This window comes from Verrucomicrobiota bacterium (assembly GCA_038744685.1).
Lineage (GTDB): Bacteria > Verrucomicrobiota > Verrucomicrobiia > Opitutales > Puniceicoccaceae > Puniceicoccus.
This window is the reverse complement of record JBCDMB010000011.1, coordinates 37,252-63,327: the sequence shown is the minus strand read 5'-3', so window position 1 is coordinate 63,327 and position 26,076 is coordinate 37,252. Positions and strand designations below refer to the sequence as shown.

26 protein-coding genes and 1 pseudogene are annotated in these 26,076 nt (G+C 52.2%); 16 read left to right on the top strand and 11 right to left on the bottom strand.

Annotation, left to right across the window (positions count from 1 at the left end):
- Window positions 1–85 precede the first annotated feature (85 nt).
- Window positions 86–1,333: an LL-diaminopimelate aminotransferase gene (locus AAGJ81_08475; protein ID MEM0966165.1), complete on the top strand. Its 1,248-nt coding sequence runs from the start codon at window positions 86–88 to the stop codon at window positions 1,331–1,333.
- A gap of 214 nt (window positions 1,334–1,547) precedes the next feature.
- On the opposite strand, the gene AAGJ81_08470 is transcribed toward AAGJ81_08475, so the two are convergent.
- The gene (locus tag AAGJ81_08470) at window positions 1,548–2,627 is read right to left on the bottom strand and encodes an oxidoreductase family protein (protein ID MEM0966164.1); all 1,080 of its coding nucleotides are present in this window, start codon (window positions 2,625–2,627) and stop codon (window positions 1,548–1,550) included.
- Window positions 2,628–2,801: 174 nt separating this feature from the next.
- On the opposite strand from AAGJ81_08470, the gene AAGJ81_08465 reads away from it, so the two are divergent.
- The 9 genes from AAGJ81_08465 to AAGJ81_08425 all read left to right on the top strand — a co-directional run bounded on the left by AAGJ81_08465 (window position 2,802) and on the right by AAGJ81_08425 (window position 10,917).
- A complete protein-coding gene (locus tag AAGJ81_08465; protein MEM0966163.1) occupies window positions 2,802–3,704 on the top strand; it encodes a hypothetical protein in 903 nt (300 codons plus the stop codon).
- A gap of 7 nt (window positions 3,705–3,711) precedes the next feature.
- Entirely contained in the window at window positions 3,712–4,206 is a 495-nt protein-coding gene (locus AAGJ81_08460) for an asparaginase domain-containing protein (protein ID MEM0966162.1), read from the top strand.
- Between the two features lie 48 nt (window positions 4,207–4,254).
- Window positions 4,255–5,703: a sodium:alanine symporter family protein gene (locus AAGJ81_08455; GenBank protein MEM0966161.1), complete on the top strand. Its 1,449-nt coding sequence runs from the start codon at window positions 4,255–4,257 to the stop codon at window positions 5,701–5,703.
- A 53-nt stretch (window positions 5,704–5,756) separates the two neighbouring features.
- On the top strand, window positions 5,757–5,999 hold the full coding sequence (locus tag AAGJ81_08450; GenBank protein ID MEM0966160.1) for a hypothetical protein: 243 nt from the start codon (window positions 5,757–5,759) through the stop codon (window positions 5,997–5,999).
- Window positions 6,000–6,156: 157 nt separating this feature from the next.
- Complete coding sequence (locus AAGJ81_08445; protein ID MEM0966159.1) at window positions 6,157–6,471, top strand: HU family DNA-binding protein; 315 nt, start codon at window positions 6,157–6,159, stop codon at window positions 6,469–6,471.
- An 89-nt stretch (window positions 6,472–6,560) separates the two neighbouring features.
- Window positions 6,561–7,721 carry a galactokinase gene (galK, locus tag AAGJ81_08440; GenBank protein MEM0966158.1) on the top strand — a complete coding sequence of 387 codons (1,161 nt, stop codon included), beginning with the start codon at window positions 6,561–6,563 and terminating at the stop codon, window positions 7,719–7,721.
- Between the two features lie 353 nt (window positions 7,722–8,074).
- On the top strand, window positions 8,075–9,211 hold the full coding sequence (locus tag AAGJ81_08435) for an NAD(P) transhydrogenase subunit alpha (protein MEM0966157.1): 1,137 nt from the start codon (window positions 8,075–8,077) through the stop codon (window positions 9,209–9,211).
- Between the two features lie 21 nt (window positions 9,212–9,232).
- Window positions 9,233–9,523, top strand: a complete 291-nt coding sequence (locus AAGJ81_08430) for an NAD(P) transhydrogenase subunit alpha (GenBank protein ID MEM0966156.1) — start codon at window positions 9,233–9,235, stop codon at window positions 9,521–9,523.
- Complete coding sequence (locus AAGJ81_08425) at window positions 9,520–10,917, top strand: NAD(P)(+) transhydrogenase (Re/Si-specific) subunit beta (GenBank protein MEM0966155.1); 1,398 nt, start codon at window positions 9,520–9,522, stop codon at window positions 10,915–10,917. The genes AAGJ81_08430 and AAGJ81_08425 overlap by 4 nt, the downstream gene beginning before the upstream one ends.
- Window positions 10,918–10,969: 52 nt before the next feature.
- On the opposite strand, the gene AAGJ81_08420 is transcribed toward AAGJ81_08425, so the two are convergent.
- Entirely contained in the window at window positions 10,970–11,740 is a 771-nt protein-coding gene (locus AAGJ81_08420; GenBank protein ID MEM0966154.1) for a hypothetical protein, read from the bottom strand.
- Between the two features lie 95 nt (window positions 11,741–11,835).
- Here AAGJ81_08420 and AAGJ81_08415 point away from each other — a divergent pair, with 95 nt between their 5' ends.
- Both AAGJ81_08415 and AAGJ81_08410 read left to right on the top strand, forming a co-directional pair.
- A complete protein-coding gene (locus AAGJ81_08415; protein ID MEM0966153.1) occupies window positions 11,836–12,294 on the top strand; it encodes a DNA starvation/stationary phase protection protein in 459 nt (152 codons plus the stop codon).
- Window positions 12,295–12,309: 15 nt separating this feature from the next.
- On the top strand, window positions 12,310–12,996 hold the full coding sequence (locus AAGJ81_08410; GenBank protein ID MEM0966152.1) for a DUF429 domain-containing protein: 687 nt from the start codon (window positions 12,310–12,312) through the stop codon (window positions 12,994–12,996).
- A 5-nt stretch (window positions 12,997–13,001) separates the two neighbouring features.
- On the opposite strand, the gene AAGJ81_08405 is transcribed toward AAGJ81_08410, so the two are convergent.
- A complete protein-coding gene (locus AAGJ81_08405) occupies window positions 13,002–13,697 on the bottom strand; it encodes a DUF2071 domain-containing protein (protein MEM0966151.1) in 696 nt (231 codons plus the stop codon).
- Between the two features lie 137 nt (window positions 13,698–13,834).
- Between AAGJ81_08405 and AAGJ81_08400 the strand changes: the two genes are divergently transcribed.
- From AAGJ81_08400 to AAGJ81_08390, 3 genes are read left to right on the top strand one after another with little or no spacing between them, the layout of a single operon-like run.
- Entirely contained in the window at window positions 13,835–14,815 is a 981-nt protein-coding gene (locus tag AAGJ81_08400; GenBank protein ID MEM0966150.1) for an FAD-dependent oxidoreductase, read from the top strand.
- The gene (locus tag AAGJ81_08395; protein ID MEM0966149.1) at window positions 14,806–15,702 is read left to right on the top strand and encodes a DMT family transporter; all 897 of its coding nucleotides are present in this window, start codon (window positions 14,806–14,808) and stop codon (window positions 15,700–15,702) included. The genes AAGJ81_08400 and AAGJ81_08395 overlap by 10 nt, the downstream gene beginning before the upstream one ends.
- 22 nt (window positions 15,703–15,724) lie before the next feature.
- On the top strand, window positions 15,725–17,215 hold the full coding sequence (locus tag AAGJ81_08390; protein MEM0966148.1) for a phospholipase D-like domain-containing protein: 1,491 nt from the start codon (window positions 15,725–15,727) through the stop codon (window positions 17,213–17,215).
- A gap of 36 nt (window positions 17,216–17,251) precedes the next feature.
- On the opposite strand, the gene tsaD is transcribed toward AAGJ81_08390, so the two are convergent.
- The 8 genes and pseudogenes from tsaD to coxB all read right to left on the bottom strand — a co-directional run bounded on the left by tsaD (window position 17,252) and on the right by coxB (window position 25,165).
- On the bottom strand, window positions 17,252–18,286 hold the full coding sequence (tsaD, locus tag AAGJ81_08385) for a tRNA (adenosine(37)-N6)-threonylcarbamoyltransferase complex transferase subunit TsaD (GenBank protein MEM0966147.1): 1,035 nt from the start codon (window positions 18,284–18,286) through the stop codon (window positions 17,252–17,254).
- Window positions 18,270–19,541, bottom strand: coding sequence for a S41 family peptidase (locus AAGJ81_08380; GenBank protein MEM0966146.1), 1,272 nt, complete (start codon window positions 19,539–19,541; stop codon window positions 18,270–18,272). Before AAGJ81_08380 ends, tsaD begins: the two co-directional genes overlap by 17 nt.
- Before the next feature lie 106 nt (window positions 19,542–19,647).
- Entirely contained in the window at window positions 19,648–20,583 is a 936-nt protein-coding gene (locus AAGJ81_08375; GenBank protein ID MEM0966145.1) for a prepilin peptidase, read from the bottom strand.
- A gap of 160 nt (window positions 20,584–20,743) precedes the next feature.
- A complete protein-coding gene (locus AAGJ81_08370; GenBank protein MEM0966144.1) occupies window positions 20,744–21,136 on the bottom strand; it encodes a cytochrome C oxidase subunit IV family protein in 393 nt (130 codons plus the stop codon).
- Window positions 21,137–21,209: 73 nt separating this feature from the next.
- Window positions 21,210–21,354 (bottom strand): annotated as a pseudogene (locus AAGJ81_08365) (GxxExxY protein).
- 33 nt (window positions 21,355–21,387) lie between these two features.
- Window positions 21,388–21,996 carry a heme-copper oxidase subunit III gene (locus tag AAGJ81_08360; GenBank protein MEM0966143.1) on the bottom strand — a complete coding sequence of 203 codons (609 nt, stop codon included), beginning with the start codon at window positions 21,994–21,996 and terminating at the stop codon, window positions 21,388–21,390.
- Complete coding sequence (gene ctaD / locus AAGJ81_08355; protein ID MEM0966142.1) at window positions 21,993–23,966, bottom strand: cytochrome c oxidase subunit I; 1,974 nt, start codon at window positions 23,964–23,966, stop codon at window positions 21,993–21,995. Before ctaD ends, AAGJ81_08360 begins: the two co-directional genes overlap by 4 nt.
- A gap of 8 nt (window positions 23,967–23,974) precedes the next feature.
- Window positions 23,975–25,165 carry a cytochrome c oxidase subunit II gene (gene coxB, locus AAGJ81_08350; GenBank protein MEM0966141.1) on the bottom strand — a complete coding sequence of 397 codons (1,191 nt, stop codon included), beginning with the start codon at window positions 25,163–25,165 and terminating at the stop codon, window positions 23,975–23,977.
- 82 nt (window positions 25,166–25,247) lie between these two features.
- Between coxB and AAGJ81_08345 the strand changes: the two genes are divergently transcribed.
- Window positions 25,248–26,075, top strand: a complete 828-nt coding sequence (locus tag AAGJ81_08345) for a cytochrome c (GenBank protein ID MEM0966140.1) — start codon at window positions 25,248–25,250, stop codon at window positions 26,073–26,075.
- Window position 26,076: the final 1 nt, after the last annotated feature.

Genomic DNA, 26,076 nt, shown 5'->3' with positions numbered 1-26,076 from the left:
AGGTGGGAAGCAGGATTTTCGAACCGCAGTGGAAAAGCGATTCGCTCCTTGCTTTACCACAAGTCTGTTAAAATTATACGAGCCCATGGGTGAGTCATACATTCAATCACAATTTGCAGAGCGAATTGGGGGAGCCGGGTTCGGCAAAGACACCGCCATCTACAAATTTGAGAAGATCAAGCGTGCAAAGCGGGCAGCGGTAAAGACACACCCTGGAAAGGCATTGATCGATATGGGGGTAGGCGAGCCCGATCGTATGGCATACCCGGAGGTCGTTCAAACCCTTCAAAACGAGGCGGCTCGTCCAGAGAATCGCGGATACGCCGATAATGGTTGTGAATCGTTTCTTGAAGTAGCGGCGCACTACATGGAGAAGGTCTTTGGAGTGAAAGGGATCGATCCGGGAACCGAGGTGCTTCACTCGATCGGATCGAAGACGGCTCTGACCATGCTTCCCGCTTGTTTCGTGAACCCTGGTGATGTCGTCTTGATGACGACTCCGGGCTACCCGGTTCTCGGCACTCATGCGCAGTATTACGGTGGGGAGGTGTTCAATATGCCTCTCCATGCAGAAAATGGTTTTCTCCCCGATTTGGCGGCAGTGCCGGCAGATATTTGCAAACGTGCCAAAGTCATGGTGCTCAATTACCCGAATAACCCAACCGGTGCTTCTGCAACCCGTGAGTTTTTCGAAGAAGTAGTCCGTTTTGCAAAGGAGAACGAGATCGTCGTGATTCAGGACGCAGCGTATGCCGCTCTCATTTTCGAAGGGGAACCGCTTTCGATCCTACAGGTCGAAGGTGGCAAAGATGTCGCTGTCGAGCTGCATTCGTTGTCAAAGGGTTTCAACATGACAGGTTGGCGGATCGGATTCGTGGTTGGTAATCCACTGATTGTCGCTGCCTATGGGCATGTGAAAGACAACTCGGATTCCGGCCAGTTTTTAGCGATCCAAAAGGCGGGGGAGACGGCGCTCAGTCAACCTTGGATCACTCAGGAAATCGCTGCTAAATACTCGCGTCGGATGGACCGCCTTGTTGGAGCTCTCCGAGAGGCCGGCTTCGATGCAAAGAAGCCACAAGGAAGCTTTTTTCTCTACGTGAAGGCACCGTCTGCCGCCGAAGACTCCTCTGGGGAGAAAACGAATTTCGATACAGGGGAAGACTTCAGCCAGTGGTTGATTCGAGAAGAGCTCGTCAGCACCGTCCCGTGGGACGACGTTGGTGCCTTTGTGCGGTTCTCTGTGACCTTCGAGGCGCACGGCGAGGAAAATGAAGAGCGGGTGGTGGAAGAGATTCGCACCCGTTTGGCGAAGTATCGATTTTCGTTTTAGGGCCCTTCGGTTAATCTCCTTTGGCTCGTGATTTCGACACCGCCGGAATCCGGGTGAGGCCGCTGAGAAGTTTGCGGGCCACATAGGCTCTCGGACCTATCTGCTAACGCTGCCCGATGAGGCCGCCTTCCGCCTTCGCTGAAGAGCTACGGCGAGACAGGTTTGCTGCCTTCGTTTATCCAACCGGACGGATCAGACGAACCGCGAGGGAGTCCTAGCCAGGAAGGATCTCAGCCGCATTCAGATCGACAGCGGATGCAAAATGCCGGCGGATGATTGCCTCCGTCAGTTGGTACCCGCGGCCCTCATGGGGTTTATCGATGAATGCCGTGTGAAACTTTATCGGGTAGCAAATGCACTCGAGCAAGGCGAGGTGAAGGTCATAGCGGGCATCTTCCCAAGAGTAGCCCTCCACTCCTCCGCGGATGAGAGAATCGTACCAGATCCGAAGGATTTCAATTTCGTGACCTCGCCGAAGATCCGGAAGGGTACTTCCTGAAATCAATCGGGTGATGTCAAAAACGCCCATACTACGGGTTGCCAGCTGCCAATCGATAATGATCACTTCTTCATTCGTTCCGGCCTTGCCAAAAAGAAGATTATCTTCGCGCAGGTCGTTATGAGTGATGGTCTTCGGGCGATGCTCAATCTCCTCGAACACCCAGTCGATATAAGAAAGCAAATGATCACCCAACTCAATTCCACCTTTCTCGATAAAGTGCCCGTAGTGTTTTTTAAACGACGTCCAGTTCTCTTCGTAGTCGGCCTCAATCCGATTGGAAGTTGGCATCCAATTCAATAATTCCAGAGCTTCATTGTTCCAAAAGCGGGCCTGCAGAGTTCCCATCATTTGAGCAGCGGTTCCGACCAAGTCTAAAGGCATCCCCGCCACTTGATCTCCTGGTTCACAGTGAGAAAAGTCCTCCATAACGAGACAGAAATGAGGCGGCTGATCCACAGCGAAGTAGACGGAGGGGAGCCGGATACCCGTCCTTTGACCAACCTCTTGATAGAATTTGATCTCTCGTTCGAAGGCATGTTTCTCGTCTCCGATCATATGCAGTTCAGGATCAGGAGTCTCCATTTTGACGACCACAGTGTTTGGCGCTGTTGGTTCCGGCTCATCATAACTAAGAGCGAATTTTGCAACTACACTGAGAAACCCCCGGTTTTCACTCAAAACGGTAGGCACTGCGCCGACCACTTTGCTTGAGCGGATTAGGTCGGCGCTTTTTAAAACAACTGTCAGCCAATCCGAGGTGATCTCTCTGATCGCTTGCGGTGCTACAATCATGTTTGGAGACAAAATCCGTTGCTGGTGGCAGTCAAGCGACTCAATCCGCCTACCCGACATTAAATTTAGGTTCGGTAAAAAAACAGTTGGCTATCAGTCTTTCTTATGTTCAGCATGAGGAATCGCGCGAGGCGGTTGAGAGCCGCAAAACTAAACAGAAGAAAGGTGTTCAATATGAGTTGTCGGGATATTTCTAGAATTGGTTTCTTATCCTTTGTCCTCTCCCCGCTGGTTTTCTTGGTTGCAAATGGGCAGGGCGTATCGGGAGACCCCGCTCCTCACGATCACACTAGCGATGGTTTACAGGGCGGTCCATCGGAGGATGATGATCTCCTTTTAGACGATGTCGTATCCGTCGACGACACTTCTTTAACCACCAGTATCGATACGGATATTGCCGCAGAAGATGCGGTGAATCTGGGTATCGGTCTCAATTATGAGTCGCAATATGTGTCCAGAGGTAAGCAGATCGGCTATGAAGTGTACCAGACGTCGATCGCTGTTTCGTATCTTGGACTGACTGCTGGGATGTGGAGCAACTTTCCTCTCGATTCATCGATCAATGACGATGACGTAGAGGAATTCGATTTCACCCTCAGTTATGGTTTTTCCGCTACCGATGGTTTGAACATCACAGTGGGCGGTCTTCTGGAGTATTATCCTAACCAGCTTGCGGATCCTCGCACAGTCTGGGGTCTATCTTTCGCGGCTGAGCTGGACTCGATTTTCGCGAGTCCAACGTTTCTGTATCAATACAAGTTTGAGAGGGAGAGACATGAATTGTATTTCATTCTAAACCACGAAATCGACTTGGAACCCTACTTCGGTTATAGCGGAGCGTTCGTAGTTCTTGGCGGTAACTTCGGTTACGCGGATCAGGGGGACACGAGCTTTGGCGATAAGAATAGCTGGGCTTGGGCGATGGGTAGAGTGAATCTGGGGCACACGTTTTACGACGAACAACTGCGAGTGCTTATCGGTCCTCAAATAGCGACCAACAACGATGGAGCCAGTCGTAACATTGGCGGCCGAGAGACCAATGTTTGGATGAACATAAGCGCGGTCATCTCCTTTTAGAGCATTGATGGCGAAAGCTCCTGAACCGATCCTGTTCCTTACTTGCGGAGGAACCATCGACAAAGTCAATTTCGCAACCGAGCTCAACGACCAGGTAGGGGATCCACAGATCAAGGTCATCCTAGCGAATAGCCGTCTCTCTGTTCCCTACGAAATCGAGTCCGTTTTTGCAAAGGACAGTAACCGGGTGGATGAGGCCGATTTGGAAGCTCTCAGAACTGGCATCACCAATGCTTCTGTCCGAAGAATCGTTGTCACCTACGGAACAGATCGAATGGTAGAAGCTGCACGTAGCGTAGGAAACACCGCTGGCAAAACGGTTGTTTTCACGGGTGCGATGATACCGTATCGGTTTCGGGACTCTGAGGCTGTCTTCAACATCGGTTCGGCAGTGCTTGCCGCACAATTTCTTGATCCTGGAGTTTATATCGTCATGCACGGTCGTGTCTTTGACCCTAAGGAGACGCGGAAAAACATGGGAATCTCCATGTTTGAAGAATAAATCAATTAGGGAAGGCTAATTCGGGTAGAGAATTTACGAGGTGACCTAATGGATAGAATCAACGAAGCGCTAATGGGCGTAATCAATTCAATCAACGATGTCCTTTGGGGGAAGGTCCTCGTTTTCGCGCTCATCGGTTCCGGTTTGTATTTTACCACCGTCCTCGGTTTCATTCAGGCTCGCCGTTTGGTTCACTCGGTAAAGGTCTTGAACAAGGGCCGCCACGTTGATTCGGGTATCAGTCCATTCAAGACCTTTTGCACTTCGCTTGCCGCCCGTGTTGGGACCGGAAATATTGCCGGAGTCGTGATTGCAATGACGATGGGAGGACCCGGAGCCATATTCTGGATGTGGTTGAGTGCCTTTCTTGGAATGGCGACCTCTCTGGTCGAGTCGACCCTCGCACAGGTGTATAAGATCAGGGATTCCGAAGGAGAGTTTCGGGGTGGTCCGGCTTACTACATGGAGAAAGGCATAGGCTCGCGAAAAATGGGAATGCTTTTTTCGGTCCTGCTGATCTTGGCCTTCGGCTTCGCCTTTAACGCAGTGCAGTCCAACACCATTGTCGATTCAATGGGCGGTATATTCGATGTGAAGGCTTACGTGATCGGCATCGTCGTAGTCGTTCTCACCGCCTTTGTGATCATGGGTGGTCTGAAAAAGATCGCGACAACTGCTGGGATCCTGGTTCCGATCATGGCAGTCAGCTATCTTCTAATCGCCCTTCTCGTCGTTGTGCTAAATATCAGCGAAGTGCCGAGTGCCTTTTTGCTCGTCTTTCAGGACGCGTTTGGCGTTCGGGAAGCAGGTGCAGGGGTAGTCGGCTACACCATCGCTCAGGCTATGCGACATGGTATCTCGCGCGGCCTCTTTTCCAACGAGGCGGGGATGGGGTCTGCGGCCAATATCGCGGGAAGTGCGACACCGGTGCCGAATCACCCTGCCTCCCAAGGATATGTCCAAATGCTTGGAGTCTTTGTGGATACTTTCGTCATCTGCACAGCGAGCGCGGCGATGATTTTGTTGACTGGGGGACTTGAGCATGCAGATGGCAGGACGGGCATCAGTCTCATGCAGTTTGCTTTGTCAGAAGAATTAGGTGCTTGGATCAAATATTTTCTCGGTCTCTCGATACTGTTTTTCTGTTTCAGTTCGATTATCGCGAATTACAGTTACGCGGAGACCAATTTCCTGTTCTTGAATGGAAATACTCCGAAAGGGCTTTTTCCGTTCAGGTTGGTGGTTTTGGTAGTCGTCATGACTGGTGCACTTCTCGACCTTCCAGTCGTTTGGGGCTTGGCTGACGTCACGATGGGCTTGATGGCGCTGACAAACATCACGGCGCTCATTATTCTTTCGAGGAAAGGAATCTCGACGATCCGAGACTACAATAAGCAGGACAAGTCCGGTGCAACGCCAGTCTTTGATGGTGGAAGTGTTCCCGGCCTTGACCCTGAGATATGGCCTGAACGGGATACCTCCTCAGAAAGTCCATAGCTTCGACCTTGGGCCCGTTGACGGAGGGTCGCCTTCAAAGTATGGTCGGATTCATGGAAAAGGAGCAGTTTTCCCAAGAGGACCGTGAGAGTTTAATGGGTTGGATGGAACGTCGTGGAGGAACGCGACAGCAAGCCGAGATCGCAGTGAGGCAGCTGATGAAAAAGGCGACTCAGTTGGCAGACGAAGAGTCAATTGCTCCGATTGAGGCTATGGGGCGTCTGCTCAGTAAGATCGCTCAAGCCGAAAAGATCATGGAAGAAAACGGCATCCCGATCGACCACGACAGGCAATAGAGGATCAGCGTTTTATATTTCCCGATTTTTAGAAGGGTAAATTCCTCTCAGACCAGCTAATAGAGGGGGAATTGCGCGTTTTACCTGTTGACTAGCAAATTGGAAGCCTGCTTCCATAGGAACGAATCTAATAACCTCAACAGACTAAAACCGAATTATGAATAAAGCAGAACTCGTCGAACAAATCCAATCCAACTTAGGGGACGACACCTCGAAAGCAGCCGCAGAGCGCTCTTTGACTGCCGTCCTTGACGCTATCAAAACCAGCATCGCGTCAGCTGGAAAAGAAGTGAAGCTGAGTGGTGATGCCAGCAAGGCAGAGGCCGTTCAACTCGTTGGTTTCGGAACCTTCTCTGTAGTCCGCCGTGATGCACGCTCCGGTCACAATCCTGCAACTGGTGAAGCGATCAAGATCAAGGCTGCCAAGAACGTGAAGTTCAAGCCAGGGGCTGGACTGAAGGACCTCCTCTAAGAATTTTAGATGTTTTTCGCAAAGCCCGCTGGTTTATCCGGCGGGCTTTTTTCTTGCTACCGTGATTAACCGACTGATCCTCGTAAGCCTTGAGTGACGTTCACAGAGTTTTTGAAACCCTCTTTCAAAGGAAGCCTGTCTTTGTAACCCGTGCCCCTGGCCGAGTAGAGTTTATAGGGAACCATACTGATCACAACGGAGGGCAGGTTCTAGGTGCTGCTGTGAATCGGTTCCTTAGGGTTGGCGTTGCTCCAAGAGAGGATGGTGAGGTCCATTTCGCTTCGGAAGGGAATCCGAAAGTAGAAGTGTTTCCTGACATCGAGTCAGCTCTTTCCCGAGGAGAGGGTTGGCTTCGCTATCCGTTGGGGGTCCTACAGCTACTGCGGGAGAAGGGTGTCAGTTTTGATGGTGGGTTCTCTTTCCTGGTGTCCAGCGCAATCCCCTCAGGAGCAGGGTTAAGCAGTAGTGCGGCTTTCGAATTGGCGTCATCGCTGGCTTTTGAAGAGCTCTCTGGTCAAACCATCGACCGTCTTGAAAGGGTCCGTCTTTGCAGACGAGCTGAGAACGAAGTAGTCGGTGTCCCCTGTGGAATTCTTGATCAGGGAGTGTCCGGGTTCGGAGAAGAAAATCGTCTGGTTCATATCGACTGTGCGGACGAGACGATTCGGACGGTTGCTGGTCCGGTAGACTCGTGTTTGTGGGTGTTTGAGTCAGGAATCAAACACAGCCTTGTCGATTCCCTGTATGCGGAGCGCCACGGCGAGTGCGTGCAAGCTTTTGAAATGATTCGGGAAGTATTTCCGGAAATTCAGTTTCTTGCGCATGTGACACCGGCGCAACTTGATGAAGTAGAAGATCGCATGCCGGAGGTGATCGTGAAACGGGCGCGTCACGTCATCGGCGAGAACCGACGAGTCGAACAGTGTGTGCGGCTTTTAGAGATCTCTGATTTAGAGGGTGTGGGTCGACTATTGAAGGAATCGCATTGGAGTTCTTCCAAACTTTTCGAGAATAGTATTCCGGAATTGGATACTTTGGTGTCCTTGTTGAGTCAGGAAGATCTCGTATTCGGTGCACGTCTTACTGGAGGTGGCTTTGGTGGCGCAGTGATGGCTCTAGGGTCCAATGACTTTTCAGAGGAAGACGCTCGGAGAGTAGCGGATTCTTTTGCTGACGAGTATGGAAGTTCGCCACGCTTCGCAAAGATGTCGATAACCGAGGGAGCTGTCGTGGAAGTTTCAAAGCCCTAGGTTACCCGGAATGGATTGGCGTTTTTTTCGACTGGGCTGTTGAGGTGGTTCGAAATTTCTGAGGACTGCGAGAGAGGGAAGGTCTTCAAAGCTGGTTTAGTCTGATTGAGCAGGAAGATTCGTTCGATCTTTTCGGAATTTTGGCTCAGTAGATCCCACTTCTTTCACAAACTGGATAATGGGTATAAGAGTTGTTTGAGAGTTCTTTCAATTCCGGGGTTCGTGTTCCGTATATCGAATAAAATTTGCTTTTCCGGCAGACTTCGATGGTTTGGTCACTTCACGCCCCTGATCCCTCAAAGCTTCTGTTGATGCGGGGCAATCGGATATGTTTTTATAATGGGTATTACTCTATGGTAGTCTTTATTCCAAATGAGTCTCGGGCAGGGGAGAGGCGGTGTGCCGTCTCCCCTGAAACGGTAAAGAAATACCGCGAGTTCGAAGTTCCAGTGGAGGTTTTGGTTGAAACCGGTCTCGGGGAGGCGTCAGGTTTTTCTGACGAGGATTTCCGATCCGTTGGCGCGACAGTTTTGCCCTCTCCGGTAGAGGGTTTGGCGAGAGCGAACATTGTTCTTGGGGTGCGGCCGCCCGATCTGGACCTGGTGAAGGATTATCAGGCGGGTAGTCTCTCAATCAGCCTTCTGGACCCGAAGGTAAATTCGGACTTGGTTCAGGCCTTTGCCGAGCGAGGCGTAAACGCAATTAGCCTTGAAATGATTCCCCGAACGACTCTTGCGCAGAAAATGGATGTTCAGAGCTCGCAGTCCAGCCTCGCTGGGTTTTCAGCTGTGATCACAGCCGCCCAGCTCTTGGGAAAAGTGTTTCCGATGATGATGACGCCGGCTGGAACGATATCTCCGGCTCGCGTTTTTGTGATCGGAGTTGGAGTGGCTGGACTTCAGGCAATTGCGACTGCGAAACGCCTTGGTGCCAGGGTCGAAGCGTACGACACCCGTCCCGATGTGGAGGAGCAGGTAAAGTCGCTGGGAGCGAAGTATTTTAAAATCGATATTGGGAAGACGGGCCAGACCGACCAAGGTTACGCAAAAGAGCTCAGTCCTGAACAGATTGAGTTGCAGAAGAAAGGAATGGCGAGAGCCTGTGCGAATGCCGACGTGGTCATCACTACCGCCAAAGTTTTTGGGCGGCCTGCTCCCCGGATTGTGACCAAGGAAATGTTGGCCCAGATGCGGCCGGGCGCCTTGGTCGTTGATTTGGCTGCAGACAGTGGAGGCAATGTGGAGGGAACGGTTGCAGGAGAAGTAGTCGAATTGGACAAGGGAATAAGGATAGTTGGCACTACGTGCCTGGAGGCCACCGTTGCTCGGGACGCATCGGGAATGCTAGCCTCGAACCTACTCGCTTTGATCGATCATTTTTATGACAAAGGAGCCGACGGTTTTGGCTACCGGGAAGACGATGAAATTTTGCAGGGATGCCTCGTTGTGAAGGATGGCAAAATCATCAAAGATTCTTTCAAGACATCCTGAACACCCCAACTGCACAAGACGATGGAACTAGTACTACTACTCTTTATTTTCACCCTAGCCGCGTTTCTCGGATTTGAGTTAATTGCCAAGGTTCCTTCCCAACTTCACACGCCACTTATGTCGGGATCGAACGCGATATCCGGCATCACAATTGTAGGTGCGATCATGGCAACAGGGCTCTCCGATTCGACGTTCTCTCATGTTCTTGGCTTTGTTGCGCTCGTTTTGGCTACGGTAAATGTTGTGGGCGGCTATCTGGTCACCAACCGCATGCTAGTGATGTTCAAGAAGAAGGAGAAGGACTCACAGTGAGCTCGATTCTCGTCAATATCGCTTACATCGCTGCTGCAATCCTTTTCATCTTCGGGATCAAGATGCTCGGCTCTGCCGACACGGCACGTCGAGGTAACCTAATCTCAGCATTGGGTATGTTGCTGGCGATTGTTGTCACCCTTTTTAAGTCCGGAATGGATTACCAGTGGGTGTGGATTGGTCTCGGGGTTGGTGCTGTCATTGGTGCGATTTGGGCGCGTTGGGTCAAAATGACTGGAATGCCGGAACTGGTAGCTCTTTTCAACGGGTTTGGAGGTTTGGCTTCTACTCTCGTCGCTTGGGCGGAGTATCAAAAATACTTTTCGGAAGGTGGAATTGGTGGAGTTGAGAACGCGACTTTTCTGGCGGTTGTAATCGTGGCGGCTACCTGGATCGGAGGACTCACATTCTCGGGCAGTATGGTTGCGTGGGGAAAGCTCTCGGGAAGGCTATCTGGGAAACCTACGCTGCTTCCGAGGCAACGGCTCATTGCCGTTGTTCTTGTGGTGCTAACGATATCAAGCGGAACGGTTTTCGGTCTCTACCCAGACAGTCCGATCGCGTACGGGATATTTCTAGGGGTTCTGGTTGCAGGGATAGGCCTTGGTATTTTCGGCGTGCTGCCTATTGGCGGTGGGGACATGCCGGTAGTGATTTCGCTGCTCAATAGTCTTTCGGGCTTGGCTGCGTCGGCAGCGGGATTCGCGATTCAGAACAATGTTCTGATTGTTGCCGGTTGTTTGGTAGGCTGCTCAGGTCTGATTTTGACCTTAATTATGTGCAAGGCCATGAACCGCAATCTGGCAAACGTCTTGTTCAGCGGGTTTGGCGGAGAAACTCAGGGAAGCACTGAGGAAGTAGAGGGTGAGATGAAAGCGGCCTCTGTATCGGATGCCTACTACGTTTTGGAAGCTGCTCGCTCTGTAGTCATCATACCTGGATACGGAATGGCGGTTGCTCAGGCTCAACACGTGGTCAAGGAATTGGGCGATCTTCTGGAAGATAACGGCGCCGAAGTCTCCTACGCGATTCATCCGGTGGCTGGCAGGATGCCGGGCCATATGAATGTGCTACTAGCAGAGGCTGATGTTCCCTACGAGCAGTTGGTCGAGATGGATGCGATCAACCCGCGGATGTCATCCGTTGATGTGGCTATCGTGATTGGTGCAAATGATGTCGTTAATCCTGCAGCGTCAGAAGATTCTTCCAGCCCAATCTACGGGATGCCTATCATCACGGCCAATGAAGCCCGAACGGTATACGCTCTCAAGCGAGGACAGGGCGCCGGATTCTCGGGCCTGGTGAACAAGCTGTATTTTCTTGAAAGAACAAGAATGCTCTACGGTGATGCAAAAGAAACGGTGGCAGCGCTCGTAGCGGAGTTCAAAAGGTAGCCTGACACTCCTGATTTGAAATTTGAAATCTCAAATTTGAGATTCAATTGGATCAACCCTGCTGTGCCTCTCTTGCGTAATTGGCAACTGAGGCAAAAAGGGCATGAGCGAAGGAGGCAATGGTCACTAGAACGAGTTGCAGTTCTTGGTCCGTGAAAAAGATCGTATCACCTTCTCGGAAGACCTTCCGCTTTTCAATCATCTGCGGTTGGAGAGGAGGGACTTCTGGATCGATGACAGTGGATTCGTCGACGGCTTTCAATTCTACGACCAACTCCCCGCTCTCGTCGGTTTGCGAGGCGTCCACCTTTGTCTTTTGTCGCATAAATCCTTGGGCGATGAAGCCGAGTGAGGTCAGGGAATCCTCCAGCTCACAGCGAATGTCGTAATCTCTCTCGAGAGCGTCAAATTTCTGGTCAAGGGGCGCTTGCACGAATGCTTTCTGCGCTGTCTGGGCTTGATCCTGAATCTCCTTTTGCTGCCCAGGTAGATCACGGTTTGCTTTTGCGAGAGATAGAAAGAGATGGGCATTGTTGAGGCAGGTTACACTTAGATTCATGGCATCACCTACCACCTGCCGAATCAGTAGGTCTCGCGCGTAGGCTTGGGTTTGCTCAAAGTTCTGGTGAGCGCGTCCGGCAGGCATGATAAACACACCTTTCGCGATCCTGTCGTAATCCTCTTCTTCGGCCCGTTGTCTAGCGGCTAGGTTGAAAGCCAGCATATCAAAATGGCGTTGGAGCCCGCCCATGAATTGGTTGACCAGGTCCTGAAGATTGATTTGCCGGGTTTGCCCACCGCCTTTTTCGGATTCAGCGCTCATCAAGGTAACAGTTGGCAGGAGCCCGGAAGAGTGCAAAGCCTTTTCTTCGTCGGACCTTGGTTGCATCTATTCACCTTCCTAAGTATCCTCCGTCTATGACTGTAGTAACTGATACTCACACCCGTGTCGTTGACTCTCTCCGGCAAGTCGTTGCTGATTGCTATGCCCTTCTCGGGCAGACTCAGCTCTGTCACTGGAACGTGGAGGGACCGAGCTTTTTCACGCTCCATACCGCCTTCGAAGAGCAGTATACCGAGCTGTTCACCGCAGTGGATGAAATCGCAGAGAGAATCCGTGCGCTGGGTGCCTATTCACCCGGAGGTCTCGCAAACCTGGCACAGATGGCTGGTTTTGAAGAGATCGTCGAAGATGCTCCGGCAAAAACGATGGTAGAAAAGCTAATTGGGCAAAACAAACTCCTCATCGCTCATCTGGCGGAGGCGCGCGATGCCGCTGGTTCCGCGAATGACAAGGAAACGGAGGACTTGATGATTGCTCGGATTCAAGTCCACGAGAAGACTTGCTGGATGTTGGGAAGCTACCTGAAAGGGTAGTTCTGGGTCCAGGGTTTGGAGACCAACGGGTACGGGATCGACGGCTGCTCCGGTGGCTGGATCCTGGCCGCGTGGGACCAATCGGGTTATCGTTGGTCGTTTCTAGATTCTCTCCGCGGGCTATTCCAAGAAGTTGGATCAAGTCTTGTCTTGATCGATATACCGATTGGACTTCCTACTCGCGAACAGCCGTTCCGTCGGTGCGATAGTGAGGCGCGGAGGCGAATTGGAAAAGGAAGAAGCTCAAGTGTCTTTTCTCCTCCTTCGGGAAACGCGAGTCGTTCTCCAAGTTACTCGAAAGCCTTAGAAACGAACCGTGCTGAAGTCGGAAAAGGGTTCTCTATCCAGGCGTGGAACCTCGTCCCTAAGATTCGGGAGGTAGAGGAGTTTTTGGCGAGGTCTCCAACGGTCGATCTGCGCGAGTCTCACCCAGAGGTGTGTTTTCAAGCACTATCCGGTAGTCACGATATGGGTAGCAAGCATACTGCCGAAGGGATTCTCAAGCGGATGGAGATTTTGCGGCGGTTTGATTTGGATTTCGATGAGAGTCTGCAAAACGCAACGAATTGTCAGCCACTCAAGAAGGCCAAGATGGATGATTATCTCGACGCGGCTATCCTCGCTCGGGTGGCCGGAGGATCTTTGAAGTTCCTGCCGGAAGATGCCAATCCCTCTGAGCCAAAAATATGGATACCCAAATGAGAAAGTCAGGACACCTTTTCCAGAGGATGAATCCTTACCGGGAACCCCGGAGAGGCGAGACAGGATTCTGGAGGTCTTTCAAGAGGCTCGAACCCATTGAGGGGAAAAAGATGTGCTGTCCACTTATCTGGGGTAACGGGTGCGAAGCGATAGGGCTCGTGGGATACGGTTCCCGTATACAGCTTTTCGTTGCGTGGGTTTGAGGCAAAAAGGCGATATCGTTCGAGAAGAAAATATTCCAGTGTCTCGGGCCTTGCAGTTTGAAGACCCTCGGAAGGGCGCCTCCAGATAAACTCGTCGATGGGATTCTCGGTATGGCGGTTTCGTCGTTCTGACCGGTAGTGAATGCTGTCATCCACCACGCTGACGCTCATCCTCGCATTTTTGTAGTTCAGGTGAAAGAAAACCCGCGCCCCCCAGACTGCGAAAGGGGCTCCGGCGTCAAGGGAGTAAAACCATACTCCAGGCCTGTCTTTCCAATCCCTTACATAGGTGCGAAGGTTGAGTTCAGGGAAGGCACTTCGCTTTCCTGGAAGTGGAAAACCGAGCACCCGCACCTTTTCCATCTGGAATGGTACGATCCCCACCCATGCCGAGCCGTCAAACGTATCCACTCTCAGACCCTCCGGTAGTGTCTTTGCGATTGCTCCTTCCTCGAATCTCCAATGGAGGAACAGAAGATCTTTCCACCGTTGGGTCATCACCACTCTCTTCTTGCAGGCTTGCAAAGACATAATCCACGATTGCGGTAGACCAGTGATTCCTCAAGTCGGACTCCGTAAACATCAATCCCCCGACTAACTTGCGCTTTCAACGAAAGGCTGACTCCCTTTCCGGGATGAAAAGGAGCCAGAGCAGAGTTCTCATAGTCGGTGCAGGGATTGCCGGGCTTTTGGCGGCGGTTACGCTTCAACGGGCCGGTGTTTCAGTGAAGGTCTTGGAGAAGGGCCGCGGTTTTGGCGGTCGGATGGCGACGCGGCGGATGGCGGGAGGTCGCCTTGATCATGGGGCACAGTTTTTTACGGTCCGCACACCCGAGTTTGGCGTCTGGGTCGAAGAATGGTTGGAAAAAGGATGGATTCGCGAGTGGTTTCGGGAGGCGCCGTGGGATTCGACTCCGGGAGGCCATCCTCGCTACGTAGGGATCTCGGGCATGACCGAGGTGCCAAAGGGCTTAGGGGCGGAGCTGGATGTGGAGCGTTCGGTTCGGGTAGAATCGACACGTTGGGATGGAAACCGCTGGAGAGTAAAGGTTGAAAATGGGGAGACCTACGAGACGGATACGCTGATCGTGACCGCTCCGGTCCCGCAAGCGGTGGCCCTTTTGGATGGCTCCAGAATATCGCTTCCAGCCCACGATTGGACTGCTATCCAAGCCGTTGGCTATGAGCCCTGTTTGACTGCTCTTCTCGTTCTCGATGGTCCAAGTGGGTTGCCGGAGCCCGGTGGCGTGAAGCTGTCGGGGGAGCCGATTGAGTGGCTCGGCGACAATACCCGCAAAGGGATTTCTCCCGGCGTTTCGACCGTCACGGTGCATAGCACTCCCGCTTTTGCGCGAGAGTATTGGGATGCCCCGGACGATGAAAGGTTACCTCTCTTACAAGAGGCTGCGGAAGTCCATCTTGGATCGACCGTTGTCGAGGGTTCAGTTCATCGCTGGAAGTTCAATGTGCCGCTGCGCGGTTTGGATTGCGGCTACTATTGGAGCAGCGAGTATTCCCTTGGGCTAGCGGGTGATGGATTCGGAGGGCCTCGTGTTGAGGGATCTGCAGTGTCCGGACTCAAGCTCGGACAGTTTCTCGTCTCTGAATGTCTCTAGTCCTAATCCTCCTCCCGCTGCTGGCGGGATTCTTGTATGCGCTTTCTTCCCTCTTTTTGAAAAAAGCGTTTCAGGATGGTGTCGGATTGATGCGAGTGCTGTTCGTTTCAAATATAATGATGGGATTCATGATCATTGGGCTTCTTCCCTTAGAAGGAGAACCGATCCAATGGGGTAATCTCCATCTTCCACTGATTGGAGGTCTCTTCTTTTTCCTTGGGCAAGTCTTCACTTTTGTCGCAATCCGAGTGGGGGATGTGTCAATAGTCACCCCGACGATGGGCACCAAAGTGATTCTTGTTGCGGTCTATGGGAGTCTTTTCTTTGGGAGGGAATTGAGTATGATGGGTTGGGTTGCGGTGGTTTTAGCGGGAGGCGCAGTCGTTCTTCTTGGAATCACACCTGACTCGGAAGGGAGTAGGGCTTCTGTCTGGAAGGCCATTGGTTGGGCGTTTGTCTCGTGTTCGTTTTTTTCGATGAGCGACAATCTTGTATCGGAGTGGTCACCGGCTTTTGGGAGGCCAGCGTTTCTTGTGATTACGTTTCTGACGGTTGCAGTGATGTCTGTTGTCCTGATTCCTTTCTTTAGTGCGCCGTTACGGGCGATTCCCGTTTCTGCATGGAAGTGGTTGGGGTTGGGTGGATTCTTGCTGGCTTTTCAAGCTCTTCTGCTCGGGCTTGCATTGGTGGTCGAGAATCCGATTGTGGTGAATACGATCTACTCGAGCCGCGGGTTATGGGCCGTAATTCTTGTAGTGTTGATTGGATCTTTTTTTGGGAACCGCGAAGGAAAGTTGGCCAAATGGGTGTTGGCGGCCCGGGCAAGTGGATCGGTTTTGATTCTGGTGGCGATCTACCTGATGCTTTTTGTGGCTGGAGTGGACTAGTCGATTGGTTACGATGCCATTGATGAAGGTAGCGCTGCTCTTCCTGTTACTCATTCTCTGTGTGGTGGCCGCTGTAGGTATTTTTCATTTTCGAAAGTCTGTCCCGTCCGGACTCAACGAACGTGGGCCCGTTCGTTTTCTGAGTCCGGAAAGCGTGAAGTTCTATGCCGACATCACGGCAGAGCGTTCGGGTGGTGAACGCTGGGTGAGTCAGGAGATTTTTGAGACCGTTCTTCAGCAGATCCGTTCTGCGGACCGATTCATTGTTGCAGACTTTTTTTTGATCAATGAGTTTGCTGGTGGTCCTCCAGAAGGCGTGGAGAAAGATGACTCTTTGTCGTCCCGTTTTGTCGAAGCACTAGTAGAGGCGAAGCGTGCGAGCCCAGCGATGCCGGTGATCTTGATCACGGATCCGCTCAACACCCTCTACGGTGGCATAGATCAACCGCTTTTCGAAAAGCTTGATCAAAGTGGAGTAGAAGTTGTTTTGACGGATCTTCGCCAGCTACGGGATAGTAATCTGGCTTACTCCGCATTCTGGCGCGCTTTTTTCGGTTGGTGGGGAAGCCCGCGAGGTCAACTGGTCAAAAACCCTTTAGGGGAGGGTAGGATCGGACTTCATGCGTTCCTCGAAATGCTGAATTTCAAGGCCAATCATCGCAAACTGTTGATTATCGGAATGAACGAGGGAGACACTTTCGGTTTGGTGACTTCCGCTAATCCTCACAGTGCTAGTAGCTTACATGGAAATGTTGCTCTTGAATTTTCGGGCCCCTTGGCAGTGGATCTACTCCGTTCTGAGGAGGCAGTCTACCGTATGTCTACGGGTGAGGACTTTCCTTTGGAGATTCAGAAGGTGCTCAAAACGGAGACCATCGATGAGGTTAAGGATGAGGAGAGTCTGGAGGCGAAAATCATTACGGAGAAAGCGATCAAACGGGAGCTTCTGGATCAAATTGGTGGGCTTGGTAAAGGGGATGAGTTGGACCTCGCCCTTTTTTATTTTTCAGATTTCGAACTCAAAAGAGCTCTGGTCGAAGCAGAAGAACGGGGTGCGACTGTTCGCCTCTTGTTGGATCCTAGTGAAGATGCGTTTGGACGTAAGAAGAACGGCATCCCCAACCGTCAGGTGGCGCAATGGTTGGTTCAACGGGGAGTCGAGGTAAGATGGTTCCGGACAAGCGGTGAGCAGTTTCACACGAAAATGGCGCTCTTTCGATACGGAGGAAATCGAGCCACCCTTATTCTTGGCTCCGCCAACTGGACTCGTCGCAATCTGGATAACTACAATCTTGAGACCAACGTTTCGCTGTCTGGACCGATCAGTTCACCGGTTTTTGTGGAGGCGGGTGACTACTTTTCGTTCGTGTGGGGGGATGATTCTCGTCAGGGCAGCGAGGGTGTTCCTTCGGATTTGGTCACGAGCCTGAGCTTTGACAAATACCACGATCCTTCGGCCTTCAGGAAGGTGCTTTATTGGATTATGGAGCGAACGGGAGCCAGCACTTTTTAGAGCACTCGTCTTTGGAGGAATCAAATCGAGTCGGTATCACTCGGTTAGCTGGAGCGAAGGCTCGAAGGAAAGCGAATCCCCATCTTCTGCGACCCGATCGGAATCGGCGAAAGCCGCAAACGCAATCATCGCTGCATTGTCTCCTGTCAGTTCAGGATCGGCAATTAAGGCCGGAAGTTTTTTTTCTTCACCAATTGCAGTGAAACGGCTGCGCAGAGAGCGGTTATTGGCCACACCTCCTGAAAGACCGAGGCTTCGGATCGTTTCCTCTCCCTTGAGCACTTGCTCGACTTTTCGGCACAACGCGTCGACCACCGCTTCTTGGTAGGAGGCACAAAGGTCGTTCATGGAACTCTTGATTGACAAAGAATCCATTTTTTCCAACCGGTAGCGAAGGCTCGTTTTTACCCCACTGAAACTGAAAGCTCGATCAGTGGAATCAGCAAAGGCTCGAGGGAATTGAAATGCTCGAGGGTTTCCTTCCTGCGCCAACCTTTCGATCTCGACGCCTCCGGGGTAGGGCAAGCCAAGAAGCTTTGCTCCTTTATCGAGTGCTTCACCCGCTGCATCGTCTCGGGTTTCGGCAAGGATCGAGAGTTCCAGGTCTTTCTCGATACGGAATAACAGGGTGTTACCCCCGCTCACGATCAAACCGAGGTGTGGAAGCAGCTGATCTACTTCCTCGCGAAAAGAACTGGGAGCTGCTGTGTGTATCCCGAGAAAAGGAGACCATGCATGCCCGACTAAATGGTTCACACCAACGATTGGACAGTCGTTGTAGATCGAAAATCCCTTGGCGGCTGCAATCCCTACTGCAAGGCATCCGGCAAGGCCTGGACCGCGTGTTACCGCTACCTGAGTGATCTCGTTGGGGTCAATAGACCTGCGGAATTCGAGGAACAAACGGGAGAAGTGCCCTAGGTGTTCTCGCGCTGCAAGATCGGGAACCACGCCTCCAAATTCACGATGTATATCGAGTTGGCTATGGACGACGGACCAAACTATCCCTTGGGAAGGATCGAAGACGGCAAGAGCTGATTCATCGCAGGAACTCTCAACTCCGAGGATCATAGTCTCGCTGCTCGCCGGTGATTAACCTTCGAGCGGTCTCAAGAGTCTCATCCTCCACAGGAGTGAATCCAAAACGTTCCACGAACTCATCTTCGGAGAGCCCGAAATCGTGACTGGATTGGATGGATAGCCGAAGAATGTCCTCTTCACTCAGGTCGACTACCATGTCCGGCTCGAGTCCAACTCCTTCGATTGCCCGACCGTCTGGTAAAATATACCGAGCCGTCGTCAGGGAAAGCCCGTCGCCTCCCTCAAACTGGAAGACGGATTGCACCGATCCTTTTCCATGAGACACTTCTCCAACCACAACGGCTCGTCCTAGAGATTGAAGGACACCGGCGAGAATCTCAGAAGCGGATGCGCTGAAGCGGTTCTGCAGAATGACGATGGGAAGATACTCAGGGACAAAGACAGGCTCCGTCGTTCGAAATTGCTGCACGACCCCAGCGCCCCTTCCCTCTACGGACAAGACCGTCTGATTCGCCGGGACAAAGAGGTCGATCATTTCCTGTGCAGCGGTGAGCAGCCCTCCCGGATTGTTGCGTAAATCCAGAATCAGGCCGGACACGTTGTCCTCTACCATCTTTCCTATGGCCTCCCGTAATTCGTCGGCAGTCCGTTGTCCAAAGATCCCCACGGGGATGTAACCGACATTTCCTTCGAGCAATTCTACGTCGCCTATGCTCGCGAAGGTAAGCTGTCTCCTTTCGACAGATCTGCGCAAAACTTCTGCTTCACCCTCTCGTCGCACCCCGACTTGGACAGTAGTCTTTGGTTCCCCACGCAAGAGTGCGACTACTCCCCCCGTTCCTTCCATGCTCACGTCTTGGCCATCTACCTCCACGATCCAATCACCGGCGAGAAACCCTACCTCACGAGCTCCACCCTGTGGATTCAGGCCCATAATATAGACTTTTCCTTCGACTTCCCGTACTTCTGCCCCGATCCCTCCATAGGACTGTCGAGTAGGGATGTCGTAGGTTTCGAATTCGGAATCGGTCAAATAGGTCGAGTAAGAGTCCAGTCCTCCGATCAAACCATGGAGAGCATTGTCGCCCAGTTGATCAAAGTGTGACCGTGATTCGCTGACGTAGGACTCCTCGGCCAGCAGCATTACGTATCCGACTTTGCCCAAATTACGCCAGAAGGAGACTGAAAAGACACCATCGAGATGAGGGGCACGGATGTACAGAAACACCATCTGGACCGAAACAAAGATCACTAGGACGGAGATGATGAAAGTTCGAAAGCGCACGGAGATGGTCTTAGAAAGCAGGAACGATATTGATTATTTTGTCATCCTTCAAACAGGAAGGTGGGTTCGTGAGAAAGGGGTTTCTTGATGCAGGGTCGAGGCATTGCTACAAAAGAACTCGTAGCAGATCGCCGACATCGGCAATCCAGTTTCGCACTGGCTCTCTAAGCCAGAATACGTAAAGCGTTACCGCGAGGCAGAGCATGGGTCCAAATGGAACTGCCGTTCCGAAGCCAAGAGTTTCACTTTCTTCTTCCGACTCCCCTTCCCGACCATCGTTCTTGGGGGGTTCGATTGATTTTTCCCCATCTCCACTGACCCGCTTCCAGAGGAGAATGGGGAGAAGAACAACGGTTCCTATCACCGCACCGCCAAAAAGGGAGAATACCGCACCCTCCCAACCACAAAAAGCGCCGAAACAGCCCGCCAATTTTACGTCGCCCTGGCCGAGTGCCTCTTTTCGAAAGATAATCTCCGCAATGGCTCCGAACCAATACAGGACGGCAGATCCAACGAGTGCGCCGATAACCGCAGTGCTCAACCCGGAGAACGTGGCAACACCTCCGGGATTGGCAAAATCGTGGAGCTCAGGGACTAAAGCCGACAAAAAGACTCCGACAAACATTCCACCAACCGAAAAACGATCCGGAATGATGAAATGATCGAGATCGATGAAGACTGCAGGCACGAGGAGTGCGAAGAACACCCACCAGCAGAGTGCTACAGGGATTGGTGCAATTAGCCAAGAAGCTAGGAAAAGGCAGCCGGTTAGAAACTCGACAAAGGGGTAGCGGATAGAAAAACGGAGGTCGCAGCAGCGGGCATTTCCCCGGAGGATGAACCAGCTCAGAATAGGAATATTGTCATACCAAGAGATTGATTTTCCGCAGGCACATTTCGAGCCGGGAAATATGACTGATTTACCTTCGGGAATCCGGTAGATACAGACATTGAGGAAGCTCCCGACGATTGAACCTAGGACAAAAGCGAAAACCCACCCCAACCAGGGCAAAGACTCCAAAACCTGTGCAGCGGCTTCCACTGAGTCTTGTGTAGCGTCAGGATGCGAAAAAGGTCGATGCCAAAAGCGAAACTCTCATCTCCAGGGTGAAGCTGTCTCTTTGCTGTTTTTCAGCTCGGTCCGTGGCGCCTTTGGGTGGCTCCCTATGCCCCCTCAGCAAGGAAAAGAACCGGCTCGATATTCAATGCCCGGCACCATCGCTTTCCATAAGTTCAGCTTCCTGGTAGAACGGTAGATCTTTGTCGATGTGCTTGTCGTCGAAAAGGAGCAGAAGGGCGGCGGCGGTTCCGGATGCGAGTGCCATGCCGAAGAGAAAAATTATGGTCAGCAATTTCCCGTCGTAAATGAGGTGCATGAACCAAAAAATCACGCCGACAAACTTTACGAGGGACAAAAAAATCAGAGAACCAAAAATCAACCACGAGCCGGGAAAGGGGAGGAAAATGATCACCAGCTCGATGCCCGTCAAAGCCGTCATCAGGAAGGCCAGATTCATGAAAGTGAAATACTTTTTCTGCTCAGCGATGAGAAATTCTTTATCGACTGAGGGATCGGCTACCGTGGCGTGTGACATGGGTGGTGTTTTGGATTTGAATCTGCGAGTTGGGCAACCACGAAGGACTCGGAGAGCACAGAGAATCTGAGGGCTAGAGAATGAGGCGCTTGATACCGTCCTTGAGTGTAGAAACGTTGAAGTTGAGAATCAGCCCGAGATGGATTTGCGCGAGTTTCATGTAGGTCAGGATTTGTTGCGACGTGAATGGGGTCGATAGCTTTAACACTCTTCAGTTCCTTCGTGTTTTTCGTGCCCTCTGTGGTTCATCCCTACACATACTCGATCAGATACACCGCGGTGAAGATGACGATCCAAACAATGTCGACGAAGTGCCAGTAAAGCCCTGCGGTCTCAACATCGACTGCGTTCTCGTGCGCGTTGAACTTGGGAGAGAATGAGTAAACCAACCATGAGATGAGCCACAGAATCCCGAGAGCGACGTGAACCCCGTGTGTGCCGGTCATGACATAGAAGGTCGAACCAAATGTCCCTGTTGAGAGAGTGAGGCCAAGGTGGACAAAGTGGTTGAACTCGTAAACCTGCCCGCCGAGGAACAGAGTCCCAAAAATGATGACTCCGACGAGATTCCACCGAAATGACTTCACGTCCCCTTTGTGAATGGCCGACACAGCTAGAGCCATCAGGAGAGAACTCATCAGGAGGATGAAGCTACTGGCAGTGGTTAGCTCAATGTCGAATACCGTAATTGGATCCACGCCTACGTTTTCATAGATTTTTCGATAGACGAGGTGAGTCGTGATCAAAGTGCCGAAAAACATGCAGTCGGACGCGAGGAACAACCACATCATGAGCTTCTTGTTGTCTAGCCCGGTCGGGATGTGGTCAGCCGGATGGGAAGCGTCTGCAGCGTGGCTCATGCTTTTTCCTCAGGATGGAGGTGGTAGCCGCCGGGACCCTCCAGCGCCCAGAGGTAGATGCCAACAAAAGTGATCAAAAGGCCGGAGATGGCAATGTATCCACAATAGGGGACTCCCGCTTGTTTCAGCGCCATACTCACACCGAGGATGAGGAATCCAACCGAAGCGACCAGAGGAAACCATGAGTTACTCGGCATATGGATTCCACCGGGCGAAGGCTCGACAGATCCCAGCTTCACACTCTCCTTCCCATGTTTGTGCGCCCATAGAGCGTCACGTGAATGGACGATGGGGGTGCGGGCAAAGTTGTAGGCGGGGGGCGGTGAGGAGATCGTCCATTCCAATGTCCGCCCGTCCCAAGGGTCGTCTCCAGCAGGTGGACCTTTCCGCAGGGTGCGGAAGATATCGTAGAGAAAGAAGAAGATACCGATTGCGAGAATGAAAGCACCGATCGTGCAGACCAGATTCATGGGCTCCCACCCGGTCCCCTCGAGATAGGTATGGGTCCGACGAGGCATCCCAATCATTCCGAGGAAGTGCATCGGGAAGAAGGTCAGGTTCAGACCGACGATTACAATTCCCGCGACCCAATAACCCAACTTACCGTACCACATCTTTCCGGTCATCTTCGGCATCCAGAAGTAGACCCCAGCCATCAGGGAAAGGATGCTTCCTCCGATGAGGACGTAGTGGAAGTGCGCGACTACGAAGTAGGAGTCCTGCTGTTGAGCGTCCGAAGGGGCGGAAGAGTGCATGATTCCGGAGAAACCACCCATCATGAACATCCAGATGAATCCTAGAGAAAGCACCATCGGGACGGTGAACTTGATCCGACCACCCCAGAGGGTTCCAATCCAATTGAATATCTTCACTCCAGTCGGCACGGCGATCGCCATTGTCAGAAGTGAGAAGGCAGCGGTGGCAACTTTGCCCAGTCCGGTGGTGAACATGTGGTGACTCCAAACGGCAAAACCTAGAAAGCCGATCACGGCTCCGGAAAAGACGATGAGGGAATAGCCGAACAACGGTTTCTTGGAGGAGACTGGGAGGATCTCAGAGATGATACCCATCGCAGGGAGGATGAGGATGTAAACCTCCGGGTGACCAAAGACCCAGAAAAGATGCTGCCAAAGGATGGGTTGTCCCCCCTGATCAACACGGAAAAAGTTCGTTCCAAAATAGCGATCAAACATGAGCTCCCCGAGAGCGACTGTGATCGGGGGGAACGCAAAGATCACCAGAATCGACGTGATCAGAGTCATCCAAACGAAAACCGGGAGTCGCATCATCTTCATTCCCGGTGCCCGGAAGTTGATGATCGTAACGATAAAATTCAACGAGGCTGCAATCGAGGCAATGCCAAGAACCTGAAGGCCGAAGATCCAAAAATCAGTTCCGATGCCAGTATACTCATCACTGGTCAGCGGTGCATATCCAAACCATCCCCCCGCTGGGACAATGTCAGTCATACCGTTCTCAGTGGTAAACCATCCCAGAGCCTGGGCTGCCTGGAACAACCAGCTAATGTTCACTACGATAGCCCCTGCGACAAAGGTCCAAAGGCTAAAGGCGTTGAGTCTAGGGAAGGCGACATCCCGAGCGCCGATCTGCAAGGGGACGAGAAAATTGAAGAAGGCGGAACTCAGTGGCATGACCGCAAGGAAGACCATGGTCGTTCCGTGCATGGTAAAGAGCTGGTTGTAAGTCTCGGCAGAGACCAGATTGTTCTCAGCCACTGCTAGTTGGGCGCGGATGAATAAGGCCTCGACACCACCGATAATGAGAAAAGCCAGAGCGAAAATCGCATACATCGCTCCGATTTTCTTGTGATCGACTGTCGTCAATAGATCCTTGAGACCAGTAGAGAAATCGGGCCGAACCAGCCCGATGTTGCTCCGCGATGGTCCCTCTTCACTCGTATGAGGAGGAGTAGGGCTCGGAGCGGTTGTCGTTGTAGTGGTGAGGGACATGGAAAGTGCTATTGGAGCGCCTGCATGAACACGGCGATCTGTCGAACCTCCTCATCACTGAGTTCGACGTTGTTTAGACCGTTGTTCATTCCTCGGCTTCCATAATACATGAGATTACCGGGCTTAATCTTCTCGGATTCCCGGATCCAGTTGTAGAAGTTCTCGAGTTGCTGCTCTTTGTTGATCGACCCATCGGGGTTCTCGTGTTCCATCCATCCAGCGGCGATGGAACGGTTGTCGGCAACGTGGGTCAGGTTTGGCCCCAGCTTTCCTGCGGCAATGGTCCCGTCGATTGCGTGGCATTGCACGCAGGTGCCCTTGCCGAAAAAGAGGCCTGCGCCCTTGATTAGATCGTCACTAGGGAGCTCTTCCGGAGTCCTTGCCATCATCCCGATGAATTGGTTCCAATCCTCCCCAGCTGGTGGTGCTGGATAGGAGCGGCGTTCTTCCACCCATTTTTCAAATTCCTCTTCGGGTAGAACCTCGGTCCGGAACTGCATGTAAGCATGGGCCTCTCCGCAATACTCGGCGCACTGCCCATAGTAATAACCGGGTTCATCTGAACGAATCCACATGTAATTGTTTCGCCCGGGGATCATATCGACTTTTCCAGCGATTTTCGGAAGCCAGAAAGAGTGGATCACGTCTTCACCTCGCAATTCTATGCGGACTGTCTTTCCCGCAGGGATCGCAAATTCATTTCCGGTTGTGATCCCCAGCTGTGGGTATTCGAAGGAGAACCACCACTGCCAACCGCGAGCGTATACGATCAACGGTTCCTCGTCGGTATCTTCCGCGGTTTCTCCATCAAACCACTGCCCGAGATTACTGGCGGGGTCGTCAGGCATGCTGTGGGTATACCAGATCTCTCTTAGAGTGGGGACCGCGATAACCACGAGGAGTGCTACCGAGACGCCGATCAGCCCAATTTCGATGAGAGGATTTCCGTGGGACTGGGAGGGCAGCTCATCCTTTTGTCCTTTCTTCTCGCGATAGCGCCAAACTGTCCACAAGAGCACTCCTCCGACAACGACGAAGATTCCGGCGGTCACCCCAACCGTGAGCATGAACAGGTGGTATTGCTTTTCTGCAATAACGCCCTTGGGGTCCATGAACGATTGCCGGGCATTGAAATTGCAACCTGCAAGGAAGAGAACTGTGAGAAGCGGCGTGAATCGCCGAAGGAAATTGCCTAACATTAAGAAGGGGCGTGACTATTGAAACTTTTGTGTAGGCAGACTAAGGTGAATGGGGTAAGGATAGCAACGATTGAATCAAGGAATGAACGACCAGCCTGACATGGGCAGCGGTAAGGACGAACTTCCCCCCGCCCTGAAACACGAGCCCCGCTCGGAAAAGTCCCCACTCTCGGATCCGGAGATGCAGGACGTGCATGCTCAGTTGATGAGGGAGAAAGAGGAACCGCGGGAAGGGTTTCCTCCCGTCCCCATCGCTCTGCTGTTTCTTTTCTCGATCGTGATTTTTGTCTGCGGAATTTACATGGGTAAAAACTCAGCTGGGTTCCGCTGGGATGTCTACGACCCCAATTTTGATCCGGCGATGCTTGGCCAGGTGCAGGAAGCGCCGGCATTCGATCCGATTGCGAGAGGTGAACGAGTCTTTTCGCAGCAGTGTGCGCAGTGTCACCAAGGAACAGGGATGGGAGTTCCCGGAGTCTATCCTCCTCTCGTCGGTGCCCGTTGGGTAGTTGAAAACAGGGTAAAACCGACGGCGATTTTGATCAATGGACTCGTCGGCGAAATCGAAGTCATGGGGAACGTCTACAACGGCAATATGCCAGCGTTCGCAGGCATCTTGAGTGACCGCGATATTGGTGCGGTCCTTACCTACATCCGACAGGCTTGGGGGAATGATGCGGGACCGATCTCCGAGGAGCAGGTTGCCGAAGCCAGAGCTTTGTATGGCAGTCGGGCATCTCCGTGGGGAGCTACCGAGCTGTTGGATCTTCCTGAGCTGGAAACCATTTTGGCCATTCCCGAAGTGGAGGAGGTGGGTGAAGCGGTAGAGGCTGAGGAAGAAGACAGTGGTGATGCCGGCACCGTTGAAGCCGCACCGGAAGAAGAGGTAATTCCGGGCGCAGCGATCTGAC